We start from the raw sequence: 24,578 nt of genomic DNA, 5'->3' as shown, positions 1-24,578 counted from the left end.
GTGCGGCGCAGACCCCCACCCGGATTTACGGTCCTTACGGTCCTACCTCCCCACAAAAGGGGAGGTAGGGCCTGGCGCCTATGTTTCACGTGAGTCACCGCTGGGGATTGCCGAAGCGTCTCCAACTTCGTCATCCACGGGCCGAGCAGCCACGAAGTGGCGTCGCGGAGACCCGAGGATCCATTCCGTGACTTTAGGTGTAGGGCGCAGCGGAGCAGAATTCTGAACCGTTGCGGCGCGTTGCATATCCCCTCAATCATCATCACCGAACAGCCGGGCTGGTCTTCGCCCAAGTGGTTGTTTCACGTGAATCATTTCCCGATACAGAACTGCGAAAAGATCACGTCCAGCATATCTTCGACATCGATCGCGCCCACAATTCGGCCCAGCCTGTCCGCCGCCAGCCGCAACTCCTCGGCGCGCAGTTCCTGGCCCGCCGCGTGGTCGTCGAGGGCGCGACGCAGATGGCGATTCGCCTCGCCGAGCAGTTCGACGTGTCGCAGGCGCGACGGCAGAACGTCGCCGACATTGCCGGCCGCGCCCGCCGCGCGACGGCCGATCTCCGCCAGCAGCGCTTCCACGCCGCTTCCGTTCATCGTCGAAATGACGAAATCATATCTGCCGGCCGCATCATCCGCCGCCTGTTCACTCAACAGGTCGAGCTTCGTGCCGATGCGCAACAGGGGCGCCGCCGTCTGAACCGGACCGACGCCACCGGGCGACAGAATGTCTTCCAGCAGCAACAACAGATCGGCGCGATCGGCCTTCGCCCGCGCCTTTTCGATGCCGATCGCCTCGACCTTACCGGGCGCGTCGCGCAGGCCGGCCGTATCCGTCAGCCTGACGCGCAGGCCGCCGAGATCCAGCGTCACCTCGAGCAGATCTCGGGTCGTGCCGGGCTCATCCGTTACAATAGCTGCATCGCGCCGCGCCAACGCGTTGAACAGACTCGACTTGCCGGCATTCGGTGCGCCGAGAATCACCACCTCGAAGCCGTCGCGGATGATCTCGGCCGCATGAAATCCGGCGATGTGGCGATCGATTTCGCCGATCATTGCCCGGACATCCGACCAGACCGTATCCGAAACGGATCCAGGCACATCGTCTTCATCGGCGAAGTCGATCTCCGCCTCGATCATGGCCCGCGCATGGATCAACCTGCGGCGCCAGCTTAGATAAAGCTCGCTTTGGACACCCTCGGCGTTCTGGACGGCAAACCGCCGCTGCGCCTCGGTCTCGGCATTGACCAGATCGGCAAGTGCTTCCGTCTCGACCAGATCGACCTTGCCGTTGAGAAAGGCGCGACGCGTGAATTCGCCCGGTTCAGCATGCCGCACGCCGTCGAAACCGGAGATCGTCTCCAGCATCCGGGCCACCACGGCACGTCCGCCATGGACATGGAATTCGGCGACATCCTCGCCGGTGAAGCTCGCCGGACCGGGAAAGAAGATGACCAGGCCGCTGTCGAGCACGGTCCCATCCGGCGCCCTGAACTTGCGCAAGGCGGCCGCACGGGCCTTAACCATGCCGCCGGCGATCGTTTCGACCACGAATCGAGTCTGCGGACCGGAAATACGCAGCACGGCGACACCGGCCGGAAGCCGGCCGCTCGACAGCGCAACGATCGAATCGCTTGAAATCATTTGCCCGCTCTGTTGAACCGCCCTAGCCTCGCGCCTTCAAACAAGCCGAGTTGCCCATCGTGAGATTGCCCGCGCAAAACCTGCTTGCCGAAGAGGCCAGCCCCTATCTGCAGCAGCACAGCGGCAATCCCGTCCATTGGCGGGCCTGGTCGCCGGCATCGCTCGAGGAAGCAAGGACGCTCGATCGCCCGATCCTGCTTTCCGTCGGCTATGCCGCCTGCCATTGGTGCCATGTCATGGCGCACGAAAGCTTCGAGAATGACGGCGTCGCCGCCGTCATGAACCGTCTGTTCGTCAATATCAAGGTCGACCGCGAGGAGCGTCCCGACATCGACCAGATCTACATGGCCGCGCTGTCGTCGATGGGCGAGCAAGGCGGCTGGCCGCTGACCATGTTCCTGACGCCCGACGGCAAGCCGTTCTGGGGCGGCACCTATTTTCCGCGCGAGGCGCGCTATGGCCGCCCGGGCTTCATCCAGGTGATGGAAGCGGTCGACAAGGCCTGGCGTGAGAAGCGCGACAGCCTGCACCAGAGCGCCGACGGGCTGACCTCCCATGTCGAGGCGCGGCTCGCCGGCACGCACGCCAGGCAGAGCCTCGACCGCGGCACGCTCACCGACCTCGCCGGCCGCATCGACCGCATGATCGACCGCGACCTCGGCGGCTTAAGCGGCGCGCCGAAATTCCCCAACGCGCCATTCATGCTGACGCTCTGGCTGTCCTGGCTGCGCGATGGCAACGCCGCGCATCGCGACGACGTGCTGGTCAGCCTCGAACGGATGCTGGGCGGCGGCATCTACGACCATGTTGGCGGCGGGCTCAGCCGCTACTCCACCGATGCAGAATGGCTGGTGCCGCATTTCGAGAAGATGCTCTACGACAATGCCGAGCTGATCCGCTTCTGCAACTGGGCCTTTTCGGCCAGCGGCAAGGATTTGTTCCGGATACGAATCGAAGAGACCGTCGACTGGCTGCTGCGCGAAATGCGCGTCGCCGGCGGCGCCTTCGCCGCCAGTCTCGACGCCGACAGCGATGGCGAGGAAGGGCTTTTCTACACCTGGAGCAGGCAAGAGATCGAAGCCGTCCTTGGCGACGATTCAGCCTTGTTTTTCAATTACTTCACGCTATCCAGTCCACATGGCTGGGAAGGCAAGCCGGTTGTCCACCAAACCCGCGCCCAGCAAACCCAAAGCGTCGCCGACCGCGAAAGACTCATTCCGCTCAAGGCCAGGCTTCTCGCGGTCCGGGAGGAGCGCGTCAGGCCAGGCCTCGATGCAAAAACCCTGACCGACTGGAACGGCCTGATGATTGCGGCACTCGCCGAGGCTGGTCGGTCGCTGGCCCGGCCCGACTGGATCGAGGCCGCGGCCACGGCCTTTGCCCATATCTCCGGTTCCAGCCGCGACGGCCGCTTGCCGCATTCCATGCTTGGCGCCAGGAAACTGTTTCCCGCTCTGTCCAGCGACTACGCCGCCATGGCCAACGCCGCGATCTCGCTGTTCGAGGCGTCGGGCGATTGGAGCTATATCGACCAGGCCAAGCAGTTCATCGAGCAGCTCGACCATTGGCACATCGACGCCGCCGGCACAGGTTACTATCTGACCGCTTCGGACAGCACCGACGTCCCGATCCGCATCAGGGGGGATGTCGACGAGGCCATTTCCTCGGCCACCAGCCAGATCATCCAAGCGTTGGTGCGGCTCGCATCCGTTACCGGCGATCTCGATCTCGGGGAAAAGGCCTGGAAGATCGCCGAGCACGCCGCCGGCCGCGCAACGCACCAGGCTTACGGCCAGGCCGGCATCGTCAATGCCTGCGCGATTGCCGTCGAGCCTTTGAAACTGGTCATCGTCGATGATCTGGAAGGTCCAAAGCTCGTTCCGGTTGCGAATCGATGCCCCGACCCGCGCCGCGTCGACATCATGGCCGCGATTGGTTCGGAAACGAATCGACCCTTGCTGCCCGGCGGGATTCTGCCGCCGACCGACAGGCCGGGCGCCTGGCTTTGTACCGGGCAGGTATGTTTGCCGGTGGTGACGGATGCCGGGGAGTTGGAGCGGTTGTTGCGGCGTCGATAGGGACAACTTCACACGTCGCGACTTGCCGCCAAACCCGCGGACTAACCCCAGGCAATAAAAACCCCATCCCGGCCTTCCGGAATGGGGTTTCGACATTACAGGTTTGGAAAGGCGGCTAGACCTTAGGTATTCATCGAATCGAAGAAATCCGCATTGGTCTTGGTCTGCTTGAGCTTGTCGATGAGGAACTCGATCGCGTCGGTCGTTCCCATCGGCGCCAGGATGCGGCGCAGCACGAAGATCTTCTGCAGGTCCTGACGCGGCACCAGCAGGTCTTCCTTGCGGGTACCGGATTTGAGGATGTCCATGGCCGGGTAGATGCGCTTGTCGGCGACCTTGCGGTCGAGCACGATTTCCGAATTGCCGGTGCCCTTGAACTCTTCGAAGATGACTTCGTCCATGCGGCTGCCGGTATCGATCAGCGCGGTGGCGATGATGGTCAGCGAACCGCCTTCCTCGATGTTGCGCGCGGCGCCGAAGAAGCGCTTCGGGCGCTGCAGCGCGTTGGCGTCGACACCGCCGGTCAGCACCTTGCCGGATGACGGCACGACGGTGTTGTAGGCGCGGCCGAGGCGGGTGATGGAATCGAGCAGGATGACGACGTCGCGGCCATGTTCGACCAGGCGCTTGGCCTTTTCGATGACCATTTCGGCGACCTGGACGTGGCGCACCGCCGGTTCGTCGAAGGTCGAGGAAACGACCTCGCCCTTCACCGAGCGCTGCATGTCGGTCACTTCTTCCGGCCGCTCGTCGATCAGCAGCACGATCAGATAGCATTCGGGATGGTTGGTGGTGATGGAGTGGGCGATGTTCTGCAGCAGCACCGTCTTACCGGTGCGCGGCTGCGCGACGATCAAGGCGCGCTGGCCCTTGCCGAGCGGCGCCACCAGATCGATGACGCGCGGCGAGATATCCTTGGAGGTCGGAACCTCCATTTCCATCTTCAGCCGCGAGGTCGGGTAGAGCGGCGTCAGATTGTCGAAATGGATCTTGTGACGGATCTTTTCGGGATCGTCGAAATTGATGGTGTTGACCTTGAGCAGCGCGAAATAGCGCTCGCCCTCTTTCGGGCTGCGGATCGGCCCTTCGACCGTATCGCCGGTCTTCAGCGAAAAGCGCCGGATCTGCGACGGCGAAATGTAGATGTCGTCGGGGCCTGGCAGATAGTTGGCGTTGGCCGAACGCAGGAAGCCGAACCCGTCCTGGAGCACTTCGACCACGCCGTCGCCGATGATCTCGACGTCCTGGGCGGCCAGCTTCTTCAGGATCGCGAACATCAGCTCCTGCTTGCGCATGACGCTGGCGTTCTCGACCTCGAGCGATTCGGCATAAGCGATCAACTCTGGCGGCTTCTTGTTCTTGAATTCGGTAAGTTTCATTTCTTGCATAGACGGACTCTGGGTGAGCTTTGGGAAAAATATCGGCGGGATGCGACAAATGCCGGGCGCGGCCAAAAACAATGAAGGGCGGCGCATGACGGGAAGGAAGACCCGTCTTTTATCGTCGGTCGGGTGAAAGAGCAAGCCGCGTTTTAAGAGGCTTGATCGGCCTCAGAACGGCTTGACGACAACCAGGATCACGATGGCGATCATCAACAATGTGGGGATCTCGTTGACGATCCGCCAGTGCCTCGCCGGTTTTTCGTTGCGATCTTCGGCGAATTTGCGCACCGCGCCGGCCAGATAGCCGTGAACGGCGGACAACAAAAGCACCAGGCCGATCTTGGCGTGCAGCCAGCCGCCCTGGAATCCAAAGACTTTCCAGGCAAGCCACAAGCCGAACACCCAGGTGACGATCATCGCCGGATTGATGATGCCGCGCAGCAGGCGCCGCTCCATCACCTTGAAGGTCTCCGACTGCACCGAGCCCTTCTCGGCATCGACGTGGTAGACGAACAGCCGCGGCAGATAGAGCATGCCGGCCATCCAGGAAATGACGGCAAGGATATGGATCGCCTTTGCCCAGGGATAGAAACTTTCGGGCGCGACGAGAAACAGAAGCGCCGTCGCCACGATCAGCACGCCGATGCTGATGACCATGCGCATCATCGCCTGCCCGGTGCCGTTGGTGTTGTTCATCCCAGCCATCAGCGTGTCGCGCTCCTCACCTGCTTCACCATCGCCTCGACATGCGCGATCGGCGTCTCCGGCGTGATGCCGTGGCCGAGATTGAAGATCAGCGGCCCCTCTCCCAGCGCGTTCAGGATCGCCTCGACGCCGTCCGACAGTGCCTTGCCGCCAGCCACGAGGCGCAAGGGATCGAGATTGCCCTGGACCGCACCCGAACGCTGCAAGTCCTTCGCCGCCGCCAGCGGCACCGTCCAGTCGATCCCCAGCCCCGTCACGCCGGTCTTCTGGCGATAGGTGCGGTAGCGCGCGCCGGCGCCCTTGGGAAAACCGATGATCGGCACATCGGGATGGACGGCTCTTACCTGCCTGACGATCTCCGCCACCGGCCAAACGCAGAACTGGTCGAACGTCGCATCGTCGAGCACGCCGGACCAGGAATCGAAAATCTGCACCACATCGGCACCGGCCTCGATCTGCCGGATCAGATAGGCCGCCGAATGATCGGCAAGCACCTTCAGGAGATGTTGGAACGCCGCCGGCTCGCGATAGCCGAACAGCCGCGCCGGCGCCTGGTCGGGCGTGCCATGGCCGGCGATCATATAGGTCGCCACCGTCCAGGGCGCGCCGCAGAAACCGATCAGCGTGGTCTCGTCAGGCAGTTTTGCCCGCACCCGGCGAACCGTCTCGTAGACCGGTTCGAGATTCACGTGAAACACATCGCTTTCCAGAGCCATGATCTCGGCCACGGAGATCGGCGTCAGCAATGGTCCTCGCCCCTCTTCGAAGCGCACGTCACGGCCGAGCGCATGCGGAACGACAAGGATGTCCGAGAACAGGATCGAGGCGTCGAAGCCAAAGCGCTCGATCGGCTGCAAGGTCACTTCCACCGCAAGGTCGGGATCGTAGCAGAGGTCGAGGAACGAACCGGCGCGCCGGCGTGTTTCACGATACTCCGGCAGATAGCGACCTGCCTGGCGCATCATCCAGAGCGGAGGCGGAAAATGAGCCTCGCCCTTCAGGACGTCCAGCATGATCCGGCTTCTAGGCATTGAGCACTCGCCTCTCCCAGCCTTCCTATAATCAAAGATTCTTATATCTAAGATTCTTCTGATTCTAAGAGTCTGTTGGTTGTGGTGGTTGTCACCTGTCCCGCTTCGTCAGCCAAAAAGCCAGCAAGCATATTGTCGCGCGCTTCGTTCTCCCGGCTGCACGGTTCTGGGGATAGTCCAGAATCCGTGATCGGGAACAAGGCGTTAGCACGCCAGGGAAAAATCCCGCCCTGTGGATGGCTGAAAGGCAAAAGAGACGGTCCCCAGATTTGTCCCCAGCCGTCCGGCGAAGCTGACAGAGGACCGAATTGTGGACAAACTGCCATCTGATACAGTCGCCTCCAACCGGCGCCTCTTTCTGTCCCGCTTTATCCACACCCGCCCACAGCCCCAGGTGATCCCTGTGAACAAACCCCAGAGCTTCTTTCACCTGCACCTGATTTCCGACGCGACCGGCGAAACGCTGCTTGCCGCCGGCCGGGCGGCTTCGGCGCAATATAAGGACGCGCGGGCGATCGAGCACATCTACCCGCTCATCCGCACCGAAAAGCAGGTGGCCAAGGTGTTCGAGGACATAGAGGAGGAGCCGGGCATCATCCTTTATACGGTCGTCGACCAGAAGCTGGCGCGCGGCATCGACGAGCGCTGCGCCACAATGGGCCTGCCCTGCGTGTCGGTACTGGAACCGGTGCTCACCGTCTTCCAGTCGTATCTCGGCACGCCGGCCGGCCGCCGCGTCGGCGCCCAGCACGTCCTCGACGCCGAATATTTCCGCCGCATCGATGCGCTGAACTTCACCATGGACCATGATGACGGCCAGTTGCCCGCGAATATGGACGATGCCGATGTCGTGCTGATCGGCATTTCGCGAACGTCGAAGACGCCGACCAGCATCTATCTCGCCAACCGCGGCATCAAGACCGCCAACATCCCGATCGTGCTCGGCGTGCCGGTGCCGGAAAGCCTGGTCAGCGCCTCGAAGCCGCTGATCGTCGGGCTGATCGCCACCGCCGAACGCATTTCGCATGTCCGCCAGAACCGCATCCTCGGCAACAGCAGCTCCTATGTGCCGACCGACTATGTCGACCGCGCCGCCATCAACGAGGAGCTCGCCTACGCCCGCCAGATCTGCACGCGCCACGGCTGGCCGATGATCGACGTCAGCCGCCGCTCGATCGAGGAAACGGCGGCGGCGATCGTTGCCCTGAGGGGGAAGACGCGCTAGGGCAAACGCCAACCCCGGTGAACAACCATGACCGAAAAAATCATCCTCGCCTCCGGCAGTCCGTTCCGCAAGGCGATGCTTCTCAACGCCGGCATCGACGTCGAGGCGGTGCCGGCCAAGGTCGACGAGCGCGCGCTCGAGGCGCCGTTGCAGGACAGCGGCGTTTCGCCCGAGGATGTCGCGCTGGTGCTGGCCGAAGCCAAGGCAACCGAGGTCAGCGAACGCAGGCCCGGCGCGCTGGTGCTCGGCTGCGACCAGACACTCTCGCTCGGTGACGAGGTCTTCCACAAGCCGGCCGACATGGAGGGCGCGCGGCGCCATCTCCTGGCGCTGTCGGGCAAGACCCATCATCTCAACAGCGCCGCCGTGCTGGTGCGCGACGGCCAGGTACTGTGGCGCCATGTCGGCATCGCCGGCATGACCATGCGCAAGCTCGACCCCGGCTTCATCGGCCGCCATCTCGCCCGTGTCGGCGCCAAGGCGCTGACCAGCGTCGGCGCCTACCAGATCGAAGGCGAAGGCATCCAGCTGTTCGAGAAGATCGAGGGCGACCATTTCACCATTGTCGGCCTGCCGCTTTTGCCCCTGCTGGCGGAACTGCGCACGCTGGGAGCCATCGATGGCTGAGGCAACGAAAAAGGCTTTTGTCACCGGCCACCCGATCAAGCATTCGCGCTCGCCGAAGATCCACGGCCACTGGCTGGCCCAGCACGGCATCGACGGCAGCTACGAGGCGATCGACGTGGCGCCGCAGGATTTCGCCGAATTCATCGCGACGTTGCAGGCAAACGGGTTTCGCGGCGGCAATGTCACCATTCCGCACAAGGAAGCCGCCTTCGCTCTTGTCCAGCGCCGCGACCAGGCGGCCGAAGAGATCGGCGCCGTCAACACGCTGTGGTTCGAGGACGGCGTGCTGTGCGGCGGCAACACCGACGGTCACGGCTTTGCCGCCAACCTTGATGATTACGCCCCGGGCTGGGCGAACATGGGCCCCGCGGTCGTGCTCGGCGCCGGCGGCGCGTCCCGCGCCGTCATCCAGGCGCTGAAGCAACGCGGTTTCACCGACATCCGCATCGTCAATCGCACGCTGGCTCGGGCGCAGGAATTGCGCGATCGTTTCGGCGCCGGCGTTTCGGCGCATGGCACGGCGGCGACCAACGAGTTGCTGGCCGACGCCGGGCTGCTGGTCAACACCACGGCACTTGGCATGGTTGGCAATGAAGGCCTCGCCGCCGATCCGGCCTTGCTGCCGGACCATGCCATCGTCACCGACCTTGTCTATGTGCCGCTCGAAACCTCGCTGCTCGCTGCCGCGCGCGCCAGGGGGCTGAAGACGGTCGATGGTCTCGGCATGCTGCTCAACCAGGCCGTGCCCGGCTTCGAACACTGGTTTGGCGTCAGGCCGCGGGTCACGCCGGAGCTGCGTGAGATCATCGTTGCCGATCTGGTGCCGAAACCATGATCGTGCTCGGTCTCACCGGCTCGATCGGCATGGGCAAGTCGACGACGGCAAAAATGTTCGCCGAGGCGGGCGTGCCGGTCCACGATTCCGACGAAACGGTGCATCGCCTCTATGCGGGCAAGGCGGCCCCTCTGGTTGAAGCCGCCTTTCCCGGCACCACTGTTGATGGTGTGGTCGACCGCATAAAACTTGGCGCGCATGTGATTGGCGATGCCGCCGCGCTGAAGCGCCTGGAAGCGATCATCCATCCGCTGGTGCGCGCCGACGCCGACGCCTTCCTGGTCAAGCATCGTAACGCTGGCGAATCGATCGCCGTGCTCGACATCCCGCTGCTCTTCGAAACCGGCGGGCGTGGCCGCGTCGACAAGGTCGTCGTCGTCACCGCGCCCCCCGAAGTCCAGCGCCAGCGCGTGCTGGCCCGGCCTGGAATGACGGAAGAAAAACTGGCGGCGATCCTGGCCAAGCAGGTGCCGGACGAGGAGAAGCGCAGGCTGGCGGATTTCGTCATCGACACCGGCCAGGGGCTGGATGCCGCGCGTGCCGCCGTTGCCGCCATTGTCGCCGAACTCCGGGGACAAAGGGGTTCCTGACGGCGGGCTGTCAGCATTGCCCATTGCCATTTTGTTCCGGTCTCGTGATTCTGCTCCTCCAGGAGCAAACTGATTCGATGCGCGAGATCATCTTCGATACGGAAACCACCGGCCTTGATTCGCGCGACGACCGCGTGATCGAGTTGGGCGGCGTCGAGCTAGTCAATCGTTTCCCGACCGGCAGGACGTTCCACCACTACATCAACCCGCAAGGCCGAGCGATCCATGAGGAGGCGCAGGCGGTGCACGGCATCAGCGCGGCGGATCTCGCGGGCAAGCCGACCTTTGCCGAAATCGCCGAGGAATGGCTGACCTTCACCGAGGGCGCCAAGCTGGTCGCGCACAACGCCACTTTCGACATCGGCTTCCTCAATGTCGAATTCGGCCGGCTCGGTCATCCCGTCGTCGATCCCGGCCGCGTCGTCGACACGCTGGCGCTGGCGCGCCGCAAGCACCCGATGGGGCCAAATTCCCTCGATGCGCTCTGCCGGCGCTACGGCATCGACAACACGAAGCGCACCAAGCACGGCGCGCTGCTCGATTCCGAATTGCTGGCCGAGGTCTATATCGAACTGATCGCCGGCAAGCAGGCGGCGCTGATCCTCGACAGCGCCACCGCGCCGGCGCAGGGCGAGAATGTCCGCCACATCGAGATCATCGTCGCCGAGCGCCCGAGGCCGCTGTTGCCGCGCCTGACCGAAGCCGAGCGCGCGGCGCATGCCGCCATGGTCGCCACGCTCGGCGAAAAGGCGCTCTGGCTTAAGGCCAATTCATCCGAAATGAGCGTCGCAGCGTCCTCGTAGAGCAATTCCAGGAAAATTGTGAAGCGGTTTTCCGTCCGGAATTGCGGCGAAAAGAGAGGACGACCCGGCCCCGGCGTAGTCCTCAATATGGCCACTCGCCCCGCCCCAATGCAGCAATCGCCGCGATGATGCGCGCGAACGCTTCCGCCACGGCCGGCACTGTGGCGCGGGCGCGCAGGAAACTGTGCACCAGGCGCTTCTCCTCATGCCACCACGCCTTGCCGCCGGCCGCGACAATGCGGTCGCGATAGGCCTCGCCATCCGACGAGAGCGGGTCGCACTCGGCCGTGATGATCACCGTCGGCGGCAGGCCGGAAAAGTCGCGGTCGCGCAGCGGTGAAAAGGTCGGGTCATCAGGCGATTGCCGCTTGGCCGAGCGGACGTTGCGGTAGAAGGCGATGTCGCCGACGGACAGCAGCGGCGCCTCGGCATGTTCGACATAGGAGCCGGCGGCCTCGTCGCCGCCGAGGCCGGGATAGATCAGCACCTGGCCGATCGCAGCGTGGGCGTGCTTGCGCGTAGCCTGCGCCACGGCCGCGGCGAGATTGCCGCCGGCGCTCTCGCCGCTCAAGATGAGCGGCAGGCCTGACGCCGCCGCCCTTGCGAAGGCGGCCATCGCATCGTCGAAGGCGGCTGGGTGGACATGCTCGGGCGCCAGCCGGTAGTCGACCGACACCACGTCGAAGCCGGTGCCGGCGCAGATCTCGGCGCAGATGTCGTCATGGCTGTCGAGGTTACCCAGAATGAAGCCGCCGCCGTGGAAATAGAGCACCATGGCCCGCGCGGCCTTGCCGGCGGGTTGGTAGTGGCGGATCGGTATGCCGTGGGCCGTGGCGGTGACCAGGCCGTCGCTGGCCTTGACCCCCGGCGGGCGGCCCTGATGGAAAGCCCGGCACATCCTGTCATAGACCGCGCGCTGCTTGTCGATCGGCAGGCCGGTGATCTCGGGCGGGTACCAGGCGTTGACGCTGTCGATATAGGCCCACAGCGCCGGGTCGAGCCGTGTTTCATATCTGCCGCGGCCGGTCATGTCGGTCTGCTGTCAAAGGTCGGCGTAGAGCGCCGCCGCATTGTCGAAGGTGAAGCGCAGCGGCACCGACCCCTCGACCTGCCAGGCGGTGACGGTCTCGCCGGCCAGCAGCCGGCAGGCGCCGTCCGTATCGGTGACCGCGCCGCCATAGAGCCGGTTGGCGAGGTTGAGGATGCCGGTCTGGTGCATGGCGGCGCTGCCGCTGCCGCAGGCATCCTTGACCAGGAGCACGCGAAATCCCCTTGTCACGGCGTCCTTGACCGTGGCGTCGATGCAGGCCTCGGTCCAGACGCCGGCAACCACGAGCCATTCGATGCCGGACGCCTTCAGCCGGTCGGCCGCCGGCCCGCTGCGGAAGGCGCTGGCCTCGGCCTTGATCAGCAGCGCTTCGTCCCCGGCCGGCGCCACCTCATGGCAGATCTCGGTCAGCGGATCGCTCTTGTCTGAGAAGGCCGACTTGCCGTCGGCGCCAACGGGATGAAAGGGCCGGTCCTGCTTGTCGAGATCGACGATGTAGGCCCAATGATACAGCGGCACGTGGTTTTGCCGCGCCGCCGCCTGCAGGCGCTGGACGTTGGCCAGGATGCCGGCAAAGCCCTCGACCAGATAGCGCTTGTCCTGCCGGTGCTCTTCCTGCAGGTCGATGAAGATTGCGGCCACCGTGCCTCTGCTGATGGAGATGGGTGCCTTCACGCCAGAAACTCGTCCTCATAGGGAAAGCGCGACAGAAGCTCCGTACCCGTCTCGGTGATCAGGATCTCGTCCTCCAGCTTGACGCCCTCGCGGCCGCCCTTTTCGCCAATATAGCTTTCCACGCTCACCACCATGCCTGGCACGATATGGCCGTCGCGGCCATAGGTCTCGTAATCCATGGCATGCGCGATGAACGGCGTCTCGCCATGCATGCCGACGCCGTGCATCACCGAGGTATAGCGGTGGTCGACGAAGCGGTCGGGGATCTTCCACGCCTTTTCGGCGATCTCGCGAAAAGCCATGCCGGGCTTCACGATCGAAATGTTGTGCTGAACCTGGTCATGCGCCATGCGGTAGAGCGACTTCTGGTAATCGGTCGGCTTGCCGGGTCCGCAGCGGAAGGTGCGGGAGAAATCGGAATAATAGCCGTAGCAGCCGATCGTGTCGGTATCGAGCGCCAGAAGCTCGCCCGGCCGGATCTTGCGGCCGCTCGCCTCGTTGAACCACGGATTGGTGCGCTGGCCTGAGGTCAAGAGCCGCGTCTCGATGAATTCGCCGCCTTGGCGGATCACCTCGCCATACATGATGGCGAACAGGTCGTTTTCGGAAACGCCGGGCTTGATCGCCTCGCGCACCGCATAGACGGCGGCCTCGGCGCCGGCCATCGACACCTGCAGGCATTTCACCTCCTCCCGCGTCTTCACCGCGCGCACAGCCAGGATTTCGCCCTGGCAATCCTTGACCTCGCAGCCGCGCTTTTCCAGGGCGAGCGCCTGCAGATGACTGCAGCGGTCGAGCCCGAGCTTCATCGAGCCGCCGCCATGCTGCTTCAGGAGCTCGGCGATCTCGTCGGCGAAGGGCCCGGCGGTTTCGTCGTCACGGCCGGAAACCGACGACCAGACGAGCTTGGAAGGACGCGCCTCGTCGATCGTGTCGAGCACCATCGAGACATGGTAGCTCTGCGGGTATTCGAACAGCACGATCGGCCCTTCGGTCGGGATGAAGAAATAGCGGGTCGAGTTGCGCAGGAAATAGCCGAACATGTTGCGCGAGCCGGTGGCGTAGCGCTGGTTGTATGGGTCGAACAAGACGACCCCGCCATAACCGGCGTCGCGCATCCAGCCGCGCAGTTTTGCCAGCCGGCCCTTGCGCAGCGCGTCGGCATCGATGAAGGACGGCTCGGTGTCCGACAGCCACATGCCGCCCGCAGGATCGGCCGCCGCCGGGTGGCGCATGCGGTCCTTGAAGTCGACGTCCTCGGTGCTGTCGGGGTCGAATACGACGATGCTCATGGGGTTCGGCCTTGGGTCGGTTGCAAGGTCCGACCATGGCGCAGCAGCGGCGGAGGCATTGTGCGGAAAACCGCAGGGGTTATGCGGGATGCCGCTGGCAGGTAGTGCCGGGCGCTGGAGGGTGGGACGGAACTCGACGTCGCGTACCCTGGCACGCCGACCCTAATGCCTCCGCGCCAGTTTCGGTGGATGGCCATGCTCCTCGCGAAAAGCGCGGGCAAAGCTCGACATCGAGGCAAAGCCGCAGGCCAGCGCCACGTCGCGCACGGCGAGCGTCGAATGCGCCAAAAGGTCGGCGGCGCGCTTGAGCCGCAGCCGCCGGTAGTAGCCATTGGGCGAGATGGCGAGTTCGGACCTGAAACTGCGTTCGAGCTTGTCGGCGGACACGCCGAGCCGTGCGGTCAGCTCGGCCATGCCGAGCCGCTCCTCGACCGCGTCTTCCATGATGGCGATGGCCGACAGCACCAGCTCGTTCTGCACGCCGGTGCGCAGCCTGAGCGGCATCAGCTTGCGATCGACGCTGGAGCGCAGCTGGCTGTGCACGAACCATTCGGCGACGCCCGCGGCTAGCTCGGCGCCGTAATCGCGGCTGATGATCTCCAGCATCATGTCGAGGCTGCCGACGCCGCCGGCCGAGGTGAAGCGCTTGCGGTCGATGACGTAGAGATCGCGCCGCAGTTCGATGTTGGGAAAGGCCTCGGTGAAGGCGGCCTGGCTGGTCCAGTGCAAGGTGCAGGCATGGCCGTCGAGCAGGCCGGCCCGCGCCAGGAAGAACGCCGCATCCGCCACCGCGCCGATATGAGCGCCATTGCGCAGGCTGCGGCGGATCCAGCTCGCCGCGTCCTCGGCGACGAGATGATCGGCATCACCGCCCGAGCAGACGACGATGCGGTCGACCTTCGGTGCATCCTCGGCATAGAACCCTGGCTGGATGACGACGCCGTTCGAGGCCTCGACCGCGCCTTTCGTGCCGCCGACGATGATCCAGCGGTAGCACTGCCGCTTCGCCAGAATGTTGGCGGCCCGCAGCGGCTCGATGACGGAACTGAACGCCATCATCGGAAAGCCGGGGAACACCAGCACCGCGAAGGTCAGGGGTTCGGTGAGCTTTAGGGGTTCGCGCGTTGCCATGGACGCTACATCTCGGGCGAATGGCGCTTGGCGTCAACCGCTGGCGCTATCCCCCCAGCGCCTGCTCCAGATCCGCGATCAGGTCATCGCCATCCTCGATGCCGGCGGAGAGTCGCACCAGCGAATCCGAAATGCCGATCTCCGCCCGCTTCTCGGCGGGAATGGACCCATGCGTCATCAGCGCCGGATGCTCGATCAGGCTCTCCACCCCGCCGAGGCTTTCGGCCAGCGTGAACAATTGCGTGCGTTCGAGGAAGCGTTTTGTGCCGGCGAGATCGCGGTCGAGCACAACCGTTATCATGCCGCCGAAGGCGTGCATCTGCTGGACGGCGATGGAATGCTGCGGGTGGCTGGCGAGGCCTGGATAGATCACGCGGCGCACATCTTTTCGCGCTTCCAGCCACTGCGCGATCTTCAGCCCGTTGTCGGAATGCCGCTCCATCCGGAGCGCCAGCGTCTTCAGGCCGCGCAGTGCCAGAAAACTGTCGAACGGGCCCGATATGGCGCCGATGGCGTTCTGCAGGAATTTCAGCTGGGCGGCCAATTCCTTGTTGTCGCCGACGACAGCCACCCCGCCGACCATGTCGGAATGGCCGTTGAGATATTTGGTTGTCGAGTGCACGACGATATCGATGCCGAGTTCCAGCGGCCGCTGGATATAGGGGCTGCAGAACGTGTTGTCGGCGACGGTGAGGACGCCCTTGCGCTTGGCCAGCGCGGCGACGCCTTCGAGGTCGACGATGCGCAGCAGCGGGTTGGTCGGCGTCTCGACCCAGAGCAGCTTCGTCTCCGGGCGGATCGCCGCCTCCACGGCGGCAAGGTCGGTGAAGTCGACGAACGAGACCTTGAGACCCGCCGAGCGCTTGCGCACCCGCTCCATCAGCCGGAAGGACCCGCCATAGATGTCGTCGGTGGCGACGATATGCGCGCCGGACTCGAGCAGCTCCAGCACCGTCGAGATCGCCGCCAGGCCGGAGGCGAAAGCAAACGCGGCCGTGCCGCTTTCGAGGTCGGCCACCGCGCGCTCGAAGGCGAAGCGCGTCGGGTTCTGGCTGCGGGCGTACTCGAACCCCTTGTGCACGCCCGGCGACTGCTGGCCGTAGGTCGAGGTGGCATAGATCGGCACCATCACCGCGCCGGTCAGCGGATCGTGGCTCTGGCCGCCATGGATGGTGCGCGTCGAGAAGGCCAGGCGGTTCTTGCCCGATGGTGGTGGTGTGTGGCTGGTCATCGTGCGCGCCTCAAATGGTTGATCAGGTCGATGCGGGTGATCAGGCCGACGAACTCGTCGCCGTCGAAGATGATGGCGACCTCGTTGCGGTCGAACACCGGCAGCAGCGCATCCAGCGTCTGGCTGGCCTGTAGCGTGTGCAGATTGGAGGTCATCGCCGTGCGCACCGGCCCGTTGAAACGCTCCCAGCGCCCGTCATAGGGGCCGTCGACCTTGGCGAGGATATCGCTCTCGTCGACGATGCCGATGAGCTTGCCATCTTCCAGAACCGGCAGCTGCGAGACATCGGAACGGCGCATGCGGCCATAGGCGTTGAGCAGGCTTTCGTCGGGGCCGACATAGACGGTGTCGCCGGTGCGGTGCGAGCGCATGACGAGGTCGCGCAGGTCGCCATGCTGCTCGTGTTCGGCCAGGCCCTGTTCGGCCAGCCAGAAATCGTCGAACACCTTCGACAGGTATTTGTTGCCGCTGTCGCAGACGAAGGTGACGACGCGTTTCGGCGCCGTCTGCTCGCGGCAATAGCGCAAGGCGGCCGACAAAAGCGTGCCCGAGGACGAGCCGGCCAGGATGCCTTCGCGCGACAGGAGATCGCGCACCGCCAGCATGCTCTGCTTGTCCGTGATCGAATAGGCCTTCCTGACCAGCGACAGATCGGCATTGGGCGGCACGAAATCCTCGCCGATGCCTTCCACCGTCCAGCTGCCGGCCTCTTCCATCTTGCCGGTCTTGATCAAGGGCGCCAGCACCGAGCCGACCGGATCGGCCAGCACCATTTCGGTCTTGGGCGAGACTTTCGAAAAATAGCGGCCAAGCCCGGTCAGCGTGCCGCCCGAGCCGACGCCGACGACCACCGCGTCGACATTGCCGTCGAGCTGCGAAAAGATCTCGGGACCGGTGGTCGTCTCGTGCGCCAGCGGGTTGGCCGGATTGGCGAACTGGTTGGCATAGAAGGCGCCGGGTACCTCAGCCGCGATCTTCTCGGCCATGTCCTGGTAATATTCCGGGTGCCCCTTGCCGACATCGGAGCGCGTCATGCGCACTTCCGCGCCCAGCGCCCGCAGGTGCTGGATCTTTTCGCGCGACATCTTGTCGGGCACGACCAGCACGATGCGGTAGCCCTTGGGGATGCCGACCTGGGCAAGGCCAAGGCCGGTATTGCCGGCCGTCGCCTCGACGATGGTGCCGCCACGCTTGAGCTTGCCCTCTCTCTCGGCCGCCGCGATCATCGACAGCGCGATGCGGTCCTTGATCGAGCCGCCGGGATTCTGGCTTTCGAGCTTGATGAACAGCCGGCATTTGCCGGTGTCGAACTTGGTCAGCTCGACCACCGGCGTCTGGCCGATCAGGTCGAGAACCGACTTGTAGGGCGGCCGCAGGCGCGAGGATTGGCCATCCGAGGGGTCGCTGCCTGGCGCAGCTTTTCCGTGCTCGCTCATATCGAAGCTCCCTGATCAGGCAACCGCCCAGAGCATGATGCCGAAAAATGTGAAGCGGTTTTCGGACGGCATCATGCTCTATTTCTTTGATTGAGCCGGCAGAGCGGCAGCGTAGCCTCTTTTCCAGCCGTTTGTCGCGGGAAAGAAGATAGAACGTGCCAATCAGACGGCCAGACGAGGAATGAAATTCCAACCGGCTGGTGCTCACGCGCCACGGCATCAAAAGCAAGGCTTCTACACGATCGCCGCCTGGCCCTCGATCTCGATCAGGAAATCCGGATTGGCGAGGCCGAGCACGCGTATGCCGGTCACCACCGGCGGCGGTCCGCGATCCGCCCAGAACGCCATCCAGGCGCCGAAGGCCGGCCTGATATCGGCGTCGCCGACAATGTAGATCGACAGGCGGACGAGGTCTTCGGGCCTGGCGCCGCCGGCTTCGAGCACCATCGCCAGATTGGCGAGCGCCTGCGCGGTTTGCGCCGCGATGTCGCCCTTGCCGACGATCCGGCCATCGGCATCGATGCCGTTCTGGCCGCCGATCAGCACGATGCGCGCCGATGCGGGCAGCGCCACGCCTTGCGAATAGGCCGGGTTGCTGTGCATGCCCTTCGGGTTCAGCCGTTCGATGACCATTCCGTCTCCTCTCCGCTGGATGCCGCGCGCCACGAAAGGCCAACCGGCCGGTTCGTTCAACGAACCATCTCGTTCGTTGAAGCCGCCATTTTCGACATGCTAGCCGAACGTGACCCGGGCCCAAACAAGGCGGCCGCGCGATGCTGACATGCCAAGAGGAGACCGCCGATGAAGATCATTGCCTATGACAACTTCAAGCCCGGCGTCACCCTCGACGATTTGAAACCCTATCTGCGCGACGAGGTCTCGAATGTCTGGCGGCTGTGGAAGGCAGGCATCGTGCGCGAAAACTATGCGCGCGCCGATGTCGGCGGCGTCATCATCGTCTTCGAGCTCGAGAGCGTCGAGGAGGCCAGGCGCTATACGGACGACTTCCCGCTGTCGAAGGCGGGGCTGCTCGAATGGCATTTCCTCGCCTTCGATCCGGCGCCGCTGCCGCTCGAATATCTGTTCGACCCCGGCGTCGACATCGCCAAGCCCTGGGACCGGACGGCGGCATGATCCGGTCGAGCGAAGGCATAGAGGTTCCAACCAACCTGGCCGAATGGTGCGATCCGCGTCGCATGGCGCTGGTGGTCTACGACATGCAGGTCGGCATCTGCCGCCAGGTCGCCGGCGCTGCCGAAATCGTCGAGCGCACCGGCATCGTGCTTGAAGCCGCCCGCTCGGCCGGCATGCGGGTGGCGTTCACGCGCCATCTCTCCTTGCCGCGCAAATGGATGGGCGCCACCCAGCTGCGCACCGCCATGGCCTGGCAGCGGCGCGACAGTCCCGACGCGGTCGAGCCGTGGTTCTTGCGCGATGCCGAAGCGGCGCAAATCGTCCCCGAACTGGCGCCCCGCGCCGACGAAGCCGTGTTCGACAAGCTGACCATGTCAGCCTTCGATTCCACGGCGCTTGGCTTTGCGCTCGGCGATTGCGGCGTGCGCGCCATCGCCCTTGCCGGCATCGCCATGGAGATCGGCATCGAGCCGACCGTGCGCCAGGCGACCGACAATGGTTTTACGGCCGTCGTGATCGAGGATGCCTGCGGCTTCGGTAACCGCGAAGCGCGCCACCGCTCCATGGCGACGTTGCGTTTCCTCGGCGAGGCCGTCATCACCGATGTCGCAGGCTTTTGCGGGGCGCTTGCCGATGCGGCGTGAGCGTTGCTAGGCCGCCGCCTCGATATCACTGCGGAAGCGCACGCCCTCGGCGCGCCCATGCACGCTGCCCCAGTCGTAAAGCGCCTGGAGTGCTGCGGCGAGATCCTGGCCGCGCTCGGTCAAGGCGTAGCGCCCCTTGCCGTCGTGCGACGTCTCGAGCACTACGAAGCCGATCTCGACGAGGTCGGCGAGCCGCTGCGTCAGCATCTTGTCGGACAGCGACGGGATCAGCCGGCGCAGCTCGGAATAGCGCAGCGGCCCTTGCTTGATGCGCGCGATGATCACCGTTTTCCATTTGCCGCCGAGCGCGTCGAGCGCGAACTCGACAGGGCAGCCATAGAGTCTACCGCGTTGTGTCATGCACCGATCCTAGGCAGGGCGCCGCCACGACGGAAGCGGATTTTGCCCCGCCATGTGGCCAGATTGCCGGGCCGGGCTTTGTCGGCGACAGTTTCATAAGGGAGAGCCAAGATGAGCGTCAGGGATGCCAATCCGGTCAATGCACGCAAGCCAAAGCGTGTGGCCATCGTCATCGCGAATCCGGCCGTATCGACCACGACAGGATGGCCGGTCGGCTTCTGGTGGAGCGAGCTGACGCATCCGTGGTTTGCCTTCACCGAGCGCGGCTATGCGGTTGAAATCTTCTCGCCCGAGGGTGGCAGATGCGAGGCCGACGCGCTGAGCGACCCGCGTGACCCCTCGGGTTATTCCGAGACGGATCTCATCTCGCTCGGCTTCCTGTCGAGCCCCAAACTGGCGGCCCTGGTCGAGACCACGCGGCCGGCGGCGGAGATCGATGTCGACAGCTTTGATGCGATTGTCGTTGCCGGTGGCCAGGCGCCGATGTTCAGCTACGAGGGCGCGACCGACCTGCAACGGACCTTCGTCGCCTTCCATGAGGCCGGCAAGGTGGCCGCCGCGCTCTGCCACGGCACCGCCATCCTGCGTTACGCCAGGCGCGCCGACGGATCGCTGCTCGCCGCCGGCAAGACGGTGACCGGTTTTGCCAATGCCGAGGAGGATTTCGCCGACAGGGCGACCTGGGAGATGGGCGCGCTCGAGCGCGGCAAGCATCTGATGCCCTGGCGCATCGAGGACGAGTTGAAGGCCATCGGCGCCAACTATGTCCAGGCCGGGCTGTGGCGCGGCTTTGCCGTGCGCGACGGCAATCTGATCACCGGCCAGCAGAATTTTTCCGGCGCCGAGACCGCGCGCCTGGTGTGCGAGGCGCTGGGCGGCTAGCCCAGCAACTGCTTGCTCAGCCGCGCGCACTGGACGCGTATGTCGGGGATGGCGTCGATCTCGAAGAAGGTGCCGCGCGTCAGCGGACCGACGGCGAGGATCTTTCGCGAGACCGTGCCGTCGCCGGCGATGATCTCGCAATTGGCCGACACGTCGAGGCCGATGCGCATCGGATCCGGCCGCGCGAGCCCGCGGTCGACCAGGGAGCGCACCACGCTGTTCGACGAGGTCGAAATGTCCCGCACGATGCCTGAGCAATCATAGATACGGGCGACGTCGAAAGTCTCGACAAGCTGGCTGTGGCGCGACTGGATGTCGACGCTGAAAGCCTCGCCTGGCGTGATGCCGACGACGCGCCCGGCGACAAGCCGGATGCGGCCGGACTGCACGGCTTGCGTCACCTTGGCGTAGACCTCAGGCGCCATGCGATGGCGGTGGATGTCCCACCACGCCTTGGTGTGTTCCACGAAGCGGCGCTTGGCGGAGGCCGGCCAGTTCTGCCAGATCTTCTGGTTGAACGGCCTGAGACCATCGACTACGTCGCGCCAGTCGATGCCGGCCTTCTGGTTCTCGCGGATCAGGTCGCGGAACCAGCCGACGAAATAGGAAAGCTGGGTGCCGAGCGGGATATCGGCGACGTCGAGCTTGATCGGATTGCCCTTGCGGTGCGGCGACGGCAGCAGGCCGCGCCGCGACACGGCGACGATCTCGCCCGTATGGCCGCGCTGTTCCAGCGCCAGGAACGCGTCGACCATGCTGAGGCCGGTGCCCAGCACCATGACGCGGCTTTCCGGGTCGAGCGCGGTGTCGGCTTCCGACCCCATGCGGATCGCATGGCCTTGCGCCGGCTGTTCGTCATGGCCGGTGGCCAATATGGCCAGATGGGCGACGACGCTGGTGCCGTTGGCGAGCGCCACCTCGACGCCGGACGCGGTCGGCGTGATCGCCAGGCTCTCTTCGTGGATCAGGCGCAGCCGCCCGGTCGGCTGCTCCCGTGCTTCGAGGTCGTCGAGCAGTTCGCCGAGATAGCGGGCATAGAGGCTGCGCGGCGCGTAGAAGGGTGTCTGCGGCGTCTGCTCCGGGTCGACCAGGCCACGCCCCTGCAGCCAGCGCCAGAAATTGCCGGGATCATCGGCATAGGCGCTCATGCCGGCCGCGCTGACATTCAAGACGTGCGCGGACAGCAGCGTCGAATAGGCAATGCCCTGGCCGAAATGCGGGCGCTTTTCGATCAGCGTGACGCGCAGATCCGGATTGGCCGATTTCAGCAGATGCGCGGCCATCACGACGCCCGAGGCGCCGCCGCCGACGATGATGATCGAGCTGGGGATGATCGAATTGGCGCGCCCGCTCATGCGCGCACCTGTGGAATGCGAGGCGTCAGGCCTGGACCTTCACGGCCAAGGGACGGTCGTCGATGTCCCTCGCGAGGTCGTCGAGACCGATATCGCGCATCTCGGCCAGGCTGCGCTGGTCGAGCACCTCGGCGATCGCCTGCCGGACCTCGAGCATCAGATGTCGGACTTGGCATGTCGCCTCGTTGCAGTCTTCACAGCGCTGATATTGTGTGCGGCTGGCGCAGGGAATTGGGGCGAGCGGCCCGTCGAGGACGCGCACGACATGGCCGACCTTGATCTCGTCGGCCGGCCGCGCCAATCGGTAGCCGCCATCCTTGCCCTTGCGGCTCTGGACGAAACCGGCATTGCGCAGCTCGCCCAGTATGGCGTCGAGAAATTTCTTTGGGATGTTGTTGCCGGTCGCGATGTCGTTGACGAAAGCCAGTTGCCCGGCCGGCATGTGCGCGAGGTGGATAAGCGCCTTGAGGCCGTACTTGCCTTTTTTGGTGAGCATTGACCGAACGTTTCTCTGTCATGCGATGGCGCGAGGCCATCCGTTGCGAAACGCCTGGCGAGCCTCCCCGCCGCGTCCAAGCATCCATGACACATAAATTCTAGTGACATGATGTACAAGCCGAGGAACGTTGAATTTGCTTCGTTTTCAAGCCGCAATAGCCATTTTGTCAGGCCTTTGTGCCAATAAGAGCACAGAAATGCATCTCGATGGCGACAAGGCGGCAAATGGTTCCTGTAGGCCCGCCGTGCCGCGCGTCGACATGTGGGGCCCTCAGCCGGCGCATGCCGTGGGCGATCATGGTGGTGGGATGCCCGCTCATCGTCGCCTCCAATTCACTCATGTCGATAAGGATACTATACTTACCCTCGAACACGCGGAACGGCTTGTCAATTCCGTGGCTGTTCGAGGCATGGATTCGCGTGTCGATCGCGAAAGCGAAAACCGTCGTTTCGTGAGTAACGGTGTCGACGGTTGTCGAGCGGCCTGGGCCTTCCCGACTTCGTCATCCACGGGCGGAGCAGGAGCGAAGCTCCGTCGCGAAGACCCGAGGATCCATGCCGGGACCGTGCTAGCGGGCGCAACGGAGCATAACCAGGACCGTGGCAACGCTTCGAAGTCACGGAATGGATCCTAGGGTCTGCGCGTCGCTGCACTGCTTGCTTCGCCCCAGGATGACGAAGTTGGAGGGTCGCGGAGCACCTTTCCCGTTCATGCGGAGGCTACCATCGGAGGCGGTGACCGCGCCACAGCCGCCCCGTCCGCCTTGGCGGCAAGTCATCGACCGCTTTTTTTCAACAAACCCGCCTTCCTTGGAAGGATTTAACTCTACAAGAACGATAGAATTAGCGGACTATCATGGGGCAATCCGGTTTTCTCTGTTTTCATGGAGCCCTTTGATGTCCACCATTTCGCGACGCATCCTCCTTCTGTCGTCCGCCGCCCTCGCTGGCGCCGCCTTCCTCAGCCCGGCCTTGGCCGAGGACCTGAAGATCACCATCGGCTACCAGACGGTGGTCGAACCCTCCAAGGTGCCGCAGGCCGACGGCGCCTATGAGAAGGCCACCAAGGCCACGATCGACTGGCGCAAATTCGATTCCGGCGCCGATATCATCGCCGCGGTCGCCTCCGGCTCGGTCGATATCGGCTATGTCGGTTCGAGCCCGCTGGCGGCGGCGGCGAGCCGCGAATTGCCGATCCAGACCATCTTCGTCGTCGGCCTGATCGGACCGTCCGAAGCGCTGGTCGCCCGCAATGGCGCCGGCATCGAGAAGGTCGCCGACCTCGCCGGCAAGAAGGTCGCCGTGCCCTTCGTCTCGACCACGCATTACAGCCTGCTTGCGGCGCTGAAGCACGAGAATGTCGATCCGAAGTCGGTCCAGATCCTCAATCTGCGGCCACCGGAAATCGCCGCCGCCTTCTCCCGCGGCGACATCGATGCGGCCTATGTCTGGGACCCGGCGCTCGGCCAGATCAAGACATCAGGCAAGGTCGTCCTGGATTCCTCGCAGGTCGCCGCCTGGGGCGCGCCGACCTTCGACGCATGGATCGTGCGCACCGATTTTGCGCAGAAGAACCCGGAAGCCGTGCGCGACTTCGTCAAGGTGACGGGCGCCGCCTATGCCGAGTACCTCGCCAAGCCCGACGCCTGGTCGGTCTCCTCGCCGCAGGCCGGCAAGATCGCCAAGCTCACTGGCGCCAAGCTAGAGGAGGTGCCGGAGCTGCTGAAGGGCTATGTCTTCCCGACCCTGGAAGAGCAGGCCTCGGAAAAATTTCTCGGCGGCGGCACGGTCAAGGCGGTCGCGGCGGCCTCCGCCTTCCTCAAGGAGCAGGGCAAGGTCGACGCCGTGCTGCCGGACTATTCAAAATATGTGACGTCGAAATACGTCACCGAGGCGCTGGCCTCGAACTGAGCCCAGTGCTGAAGCGTCCCCGCATGTCCTGACGGCAATGCGGCGGCGCTCAAATGGCTCGC

24 protein-coding genes are annotated in these 24,578 nt (G+C 64.5%); 10 read left to right on the top strand and 14 right to left on the bottom strand.

All coding sequences use genetic code 11. The features are described from left to right. Positions 1-311 precede the first annotated feature (311 nt). A complete protein-coding gene (gene mnmE / locus QQK95_RS30135; protein ID WP_284278073.1) occupies positions 312-1,643 on the bottom strand; it encodes a tRNA uridine-5-carboxymethylaminomethyl(34) synthesis GTPase MnmE in 1,332 nt (443 codons plus the stop codon). Between the two features lie 59 nt (positions 1,644-1,702). Between mnmE and QQK95_RS30130 the strand changes: the two genes are divergently transcribed. Continuing rightward, a complete protein-coding gene (locus QQK95_RS30130; protein WP_284278072.1) occupies positions 1,703-3,721 on the top strand; it encodes a thioredoxin domain-containing protein in 2,019 nt (672 codons plus the stop codon). Positions 3,722-3,843: 122 nt separating this feature from the next. Here QQK95_RS30130 and rho read toward each other — a convergent pair whose 3' ends face one another. The 3 genes from rho to hemE form a co-directional block, all read right to left on the bottom strand. Then, positions 3,844-5,109 carry a transcription termination factor Rho gene (rho, locus tag QQK95_RS30125; protein ID WP_019862177.1) on the bottom strand — a complete coding sequence of 422 codons (1,266 nt, stop codon included), beginning with the start codon at positions 5,107-5,109 and terminating at the stop codon, positions 3,844-3,846. 162 nt (positions 5,110-5,271) lie between these two features. Next, positions 5,272-5,808 (bottom strand): protoporphyrinogen oxidase HemJ, encoded by a 537-nt coding sequence (hemJ, locus tag QQK95_RS30120; protein WP_284278071.1) that lies wholly within the window; start codon positions 5,806-5,808, stop codon positions 5,272-5,274. Continuing rightward, positions 5,808-6,839, bottom strand: coding sequence for a uroporphyrinogen decarboxylase (gene hemE / locus QQK95_RS30115; RefSeq protein ID WP_284278070.1), 1,032 nt, complete (start codon positions 6,837-6,839; stop codon positions 5,808-5,810). The genes hemJ and hemE overlap by 1 nt, the downstream gene beginning before the upstream one ends. Before the next feature lie 310 nt (positions 6,840-7,149). On the opposite strand from hemE, the gene QQK95_RS30110 reads away from it, so the two are divergent. From QQK95_RS30110 to dnaQ, 5 genes are all read left to right on the top strand, one after another. Further along, complete coding sequence (locus QQK95_RS30110; RefSeq protein ID WP_407660570.1) at positions 7,150-8,064, top strand: pyruvate, water dikinase regulatory protein; 915 nt, start codon at positions 7,150-7,152, stop codon at positions 8,062-8,064. Between the two features lie 27 nt (positions 8,065-8,091). Beyond that, positions 8,092-8,691 carry a Maf-like protein gene (locus tag QQK95_RS30105; RefSeq protein WP_284278067.1) on the top strand — a complete coding sequence of 200 codons (600 nt, stop codon included), beginning with the start codon at positions 8,092-8,094 and terminating at the stop codon, positions 8,689-8,691. Continuing rightward, on the top strand, positions 8,684-9,526 hold the full coding sequence (locus QQK95_RS30100) for a shikimate dehydrogenase (protein ID WP_284278066.1): 843 nt from the start codon (positions 8,684-8,686) through the stop codon (positions 9,524-9,526). Before QQK95_RS30105 ends, QQK95_RS30100 begins: the two co-directional genes overlap by 8 nt. Then, positions 9,523-10,116, top strand: a complete 594-nt coding sequence (gene coaE, locus QQK95_RS30095; RefSeq protein WP_284278064.1) for a dephospho-CoA kinase — start codon at positions 9,523-9,525, stop codon at positions 10,114-10,116. The genes QQK95_RS30100 and coaE overlap by 4 nt, the downstream gene beginning before the upstream one ends. A gap of 77 nt (positions 10,117-10,193) precedes the next feature. Then, positions 10,194-10,919 carry a DNA polymerase III subunit epsilon gene (gene dnaQ, locus QQK95_RS30090; RefSeq protein ID WP_284278063.1) on the top strand — a complete coding sequence of 242 codons (726 nt, stop codon included), beginning with the start codon at positions 10,194-10,196 and terminating at the stop codon, positions 10,917-10,919. An 82-nt stretch (positions 10,920-11,001) separates the two neighbouring features. On the opposite strand, the gene QQK95_RS30085 is transcribed toward dnaQ, so the two are convergent. The 7 genes from QQK95_RS30085 to QQK95_RS30055 all read right to left on the bottom strand — a co-directional run bounded on the left by QQK95_RS30085 (position 11,002) and on the right by QQK95_RS30055 (position 18,365). Continuing rightward, complete coding sequence (locus tag QQK95_RS30085; RefSeq protein WP_284278061.1) at positions 11,002-11,949, bottom strand: alpha/beta hydrolase; 948 nt, start codon at positions 11,947-11,949, stop codon at positions 11,002-11,004. Between the two features lie 12 nt (positions 11,950-11,961). Continuing rightward, entirely contained in the window at positions 11,962-12,642 is a 681-nt protein-coding gene (locus QQK95_RS30080; RefSeq protein ID WP_284278060.1) for an isochorismatase family protein, read from the bottom strand. Then, a complete protein-coding gene (locus QQK95_RS30075) occupies positions 12,639-13,934 on the bottom strand; it encodes a M24 family metallopeptidase (RefSeq protein ID WP_284278058.1) in 1,296 nt (431 codons plus the stop codon). The genes QQK95_RS30080 and QQK95_RS30075 overlap by 4 nt, the downstream gene beginning before the upstream one ends. 162 nt (positions 13,935-14,096) lie before the next feature. After that, positions 14,097-15,065, bottom strand: a complete 969-nt coding sequence (locus QQK95_RS30070) for a GlxA family transcriptional regulator (RefSeq protein WP_284278057.1) — start codon at positions 15,063-15,065, stop codon at positions 14,097-14,099. Between the two features lie 46 nt (positions 15,066-15,111). Beyond that, positions 15,112-16,296 (bottom strand): trans-sulfuration enzyme family protein, encoded by a 1,185-nt coding sequence (locus QQK95_RS30065; RefSeq protein ID WP_284278056.1) that lies wholly within the window; start codon positions 16,294-16,296, stop codon positions 15,112-15,114. Then, positions 16,293-17,732, bottom strand: a complete 1,440-nt coding sequence (locus tag QQK95_RS30060; protein ID WP_284278055.1) for a pyridoxal-phosphate dependent enzyme — start codon at positions 17,730-17,732, stop codon at positions 16,293-16,295. Before QQK95_RS30060 ends, QQK95_RS30065 begins: the two co-directional genes overlap by 4 nt. Positions 17,733-17,966: 234 nt before the next feature. Then, the gene (locus QQK95_RS30055; protein ID WP_284278053.1) at positions 17,967-18,365 is read right to left on the bottom strand and encodes a RidA family protein; all 399 of its coding nucleotides are present in this window, start codon (positions 18,363-18,365) and stop codon (positions 17,967-17,969) included. Positions 18,366-18,533: 168 nt separating this feature from the next. Here QQK95_RS30055 and QQK95_RS30050 point away from each other — a divergent pair, with 168 nt between their 5' ends. Both QQK95_RS30050 and QQK95_RS30045 read left to right on the top strand, forming a co-directional pair. Continuing rightward, on the top strand, positions 18,534-18,866 hold the full coding sequence (locus QQK95_RS30050; RefSeq protein ID WP_284278052.1) for a hypothetical protein: 333 nt from the start codon (positions 18,534-18,536) through the stop codon (positions 18,864-18,866). After that, positions 18,863-19,510, top strand: coding sequence for a cysteine hydrolase family protein (locus QQK95_RS30045; protein WP_284278051.1), 648 nt, complete (start codon positions 18,863-18,865; stop codon positions 19,508-19,510). Before QQK95_RS30050 ends, QQK95_RS30045 begins: the two co-directional genes overlap by 4 nt. Before the next feature lie 6 nt (positions 19,511-19,516). Here QQK95_RS30045 and QQK95_RS30040 read toward each other — a convergent pair whose 3' ends face one another. Beyond that, entirely contained in the window at positions 19,517-19,870 is a 354-nt protein-coding gene (locus QQK95_RS30040; protein WP_284278050.1) for a winged helix-turn-helix transcriptional regulator, read from the bottom strand. A 111-nt stretch (positions 19,871-19,981) separates the two neighbouring features. Here QQK95_RS30040 and QQK95_RS30035 point away from each other — a divergent pair, with 111 nt between their 5' ends. Next, positions 19,982-20,752 (top strand): type 1 glutamine amidotransferase domain-containing protein, encoded by a 771-nt coding sequence (locus QQK95_RS30035; protein ID WP_284278049.1) that lies wholly within the window; start codon positions 19,982-19,984, stop codon positions 20,750-20,752. Here QQK95_RS30035 and QQK95_RS30030 read toward each other — a convergent pair. Together QQK95_RS30030 and QQK95_RS30025 are read right to left on the bottom strand one after the other, a co-directional pair. Continuing rightward, on the bottom strand, positions 20,749-22,107 hold the full coding sequence (locus QQK95_RS30030; protein ID WP_284278047.1) for an FAD/NAD(P)-binding protein: 1,359 nt from the start codon (positions 22,105-22,107) through the stop codon (positions 20,749-20,751). The two genes, QQK95_RS30035 and QQK95_RS30030, sit on opposite strands and share 4 nt — an antisense overlap. A gap of 25 nt (positions 22,108-22,132) precedes the next feature. Then, positions 22,133-22,603 (bottom strand): RrF2 family transcriptional regulator, encoded by a 471-nt coding sequence (locus tag QQK95_RS30025; RefSeq protein WP_284278046.1) that lies wholly within the window; start codon positions 22,601-22,603, stop codon positions 22,133-22,135. An 899-nt stretch (positions 22,604-23,502) separates the two neighbouring features. Here QQK95_RS30025 and tauA point away from each other — a divergent pair. Continuing rightward, the gene (gene tauA / locus QQK95_RS30020) at positions 23,503-24,516 is read left to right on the top strand and encodes a taurine ABC transporter substrate-binding protein (RefSeq protein ID WP_284278044.1); all 1,014 of its coding nucleotides are present in this window, start codon (positions 23,503-23,505) and stop codon (positions 24,514-24,516) included. Positions 24,517-24,578 lie beyond the last annotated feature (62 nt).

The organism is Mesorhizobium huakuii (genome assembly GCF_030160235.1).
Classification (GTDB): Bacteria; Pseudomonadota; Alphaproteobacteria; order Rhizobiales; family Rhizobiaceae; genus Mesorhizobium; species Mesorhizobium huakuii.
Note: the sequence above shows the minus strand (reverse complement) of the source record. Positions and strands in the feature narration are given on the sequence as shown.

Bases quoted from the DNA above. Each gene is read 5' to 3' on its own strand.
- mnmE (WP_284278073.1), bottom strand. From the start codon at position 1,643: ATGATTTCAAGCGATTCGATCGTTGCGCTGTCGAGCGGCCGGCTTCCG.
- rho (WP_019862177.1), bottom strand. From the start codon at position 5,109: ATGCAAGAAATGAAACTTACCGAATTCAAGAACAAGAAGCCGCCAGAG.
- hemJ (WP_284278071.1), bottom strand. From the start codon at position 5,808: ATGGCTGGGATGAACAACACCAACGGCACCGGGCAGGCGATGATGCGC.
- hemE (WP_284278070.1), bottom strand. From the start codon at position 6,839: ATGCCTAGAAGCCGGATCATGCTGGACGTCCTGAAGGGCGAGGCTCAT.
- QQK95_RS30105 (WP_284278067.1), top strand. From the start codon at position 8,092: ATGACCGAAAAAATCATCCTCGCCTCCGGCAGTCCGTTCCGCAAGGCG.
- QQK95_RS30100 (WP_284278066.1), top strand. From the start codon at position 8,684: ATGGCTGAGGCAACGAAAAAGGCTTTTGTCACCGGCCACCCGATCAAG.
- coaE (WP_284278064.1), top strand. From the start codon at position 9,523: ATGATCGTGCTCGGTCTCACCGGCTCGATCGGCATGGGCAAGTCGACG.
- dnaQ (WP_284278063.1), top strand. From the start codon at position 10,194: ATGCGCGAGATCATCTTCGATACGGAAACCACCGGCCTTGATTCGCGC.
- QQK95_RS30085 (WP_284278061.1), bottom strand. From the start codon at position 11,949: ATGACCGGCCGCGGCAGATATGAAACACGGCTCGACCCGGCGCTGTGG.
- QQK95_RS30075 (WP_284278058.1), bottom strand. From the start codon at position 13,934: ATGAGCATCGTCGTATTCGACCCCGACAGCACCGAGGACGTCGACTTC.
- QQK95_RS30070 (WP_284278057.1), bottom strand. From the start codon at position 15,065: ATGGCAACGCGCGAACCCCTAAAGCTCACCGAACCCCTGACCTTCGCG.
- QQK95_RS30065 (WP_284278056.1), bottom strand. From the start codon at position 16,296: ATGACCAGCCACACACCACCACCATCGGGCAAGAACCGCCTGGCCTTC.
- QQK95_RS30060 (WP_284278055.1), bottom strand. From the start codon at position 17,732: ATGAGCGAGCACGGAAAAGCTGCGCCAGGCAGCGACCCCTCGGATGGC.
- QQK95_RS30055 (WP_284278053.1), bottom strand. From the start codon at position 18,365: ATGGTCATCGAACGGCTGAACCCGAAGGGCATGCACAGCAACCCGGCC.
- QQK95_RS30050 (WP_284278052.1), top strand. From the start codon at position 18,534: ATGAAGATCATTGCCTATGACAACTTCAAGCCCGGCGTCACCCTCGAC.
- QQK95_RS30045 (WP_284278051.1), top strand. From the start codon at position 18,863: ATGATCCGGTCGAGCGAAGGCATAGAGGTTCCAACCAACCTGGCCGAA.
- QQK95_RS30040 (WP_284278050.1), bottom strand. From the start codon at position 19,870: ATGACACAACGCGGTAGACTCTATGGCTGCCCTGTCGAGTTCGCGCTC.
- QQK95_RS30035 (WP_284278049.1), top strand. From the start codon at position 19,982: ATGAGCGTCAGGGATGCCAATCCGGTCAATGCACGCAAGCCAAAGCGT.
- QQK95_RS30030 (WP_284278047.1), bottom strand. From the start codon at position 22,107: ATGAGCGGGCGCGCCAATTCGATCATCCCCAGCTCGATCATCATCGTC.
- QQK95_RS30025 (WP_284278046.1), bottom strand. From the start codon at position 22,603: ATGCTCACCAAAAAAGGCAAGTACGGCCTCAAGGCGCTTATCCACCTC.
- tauA (WP_284278044.1), top strand. From the start codon at position 23,503: ATGTCCACCATTTCGCGACGCATCCTCCTTCTGTCGTCCGCCGCCCTC.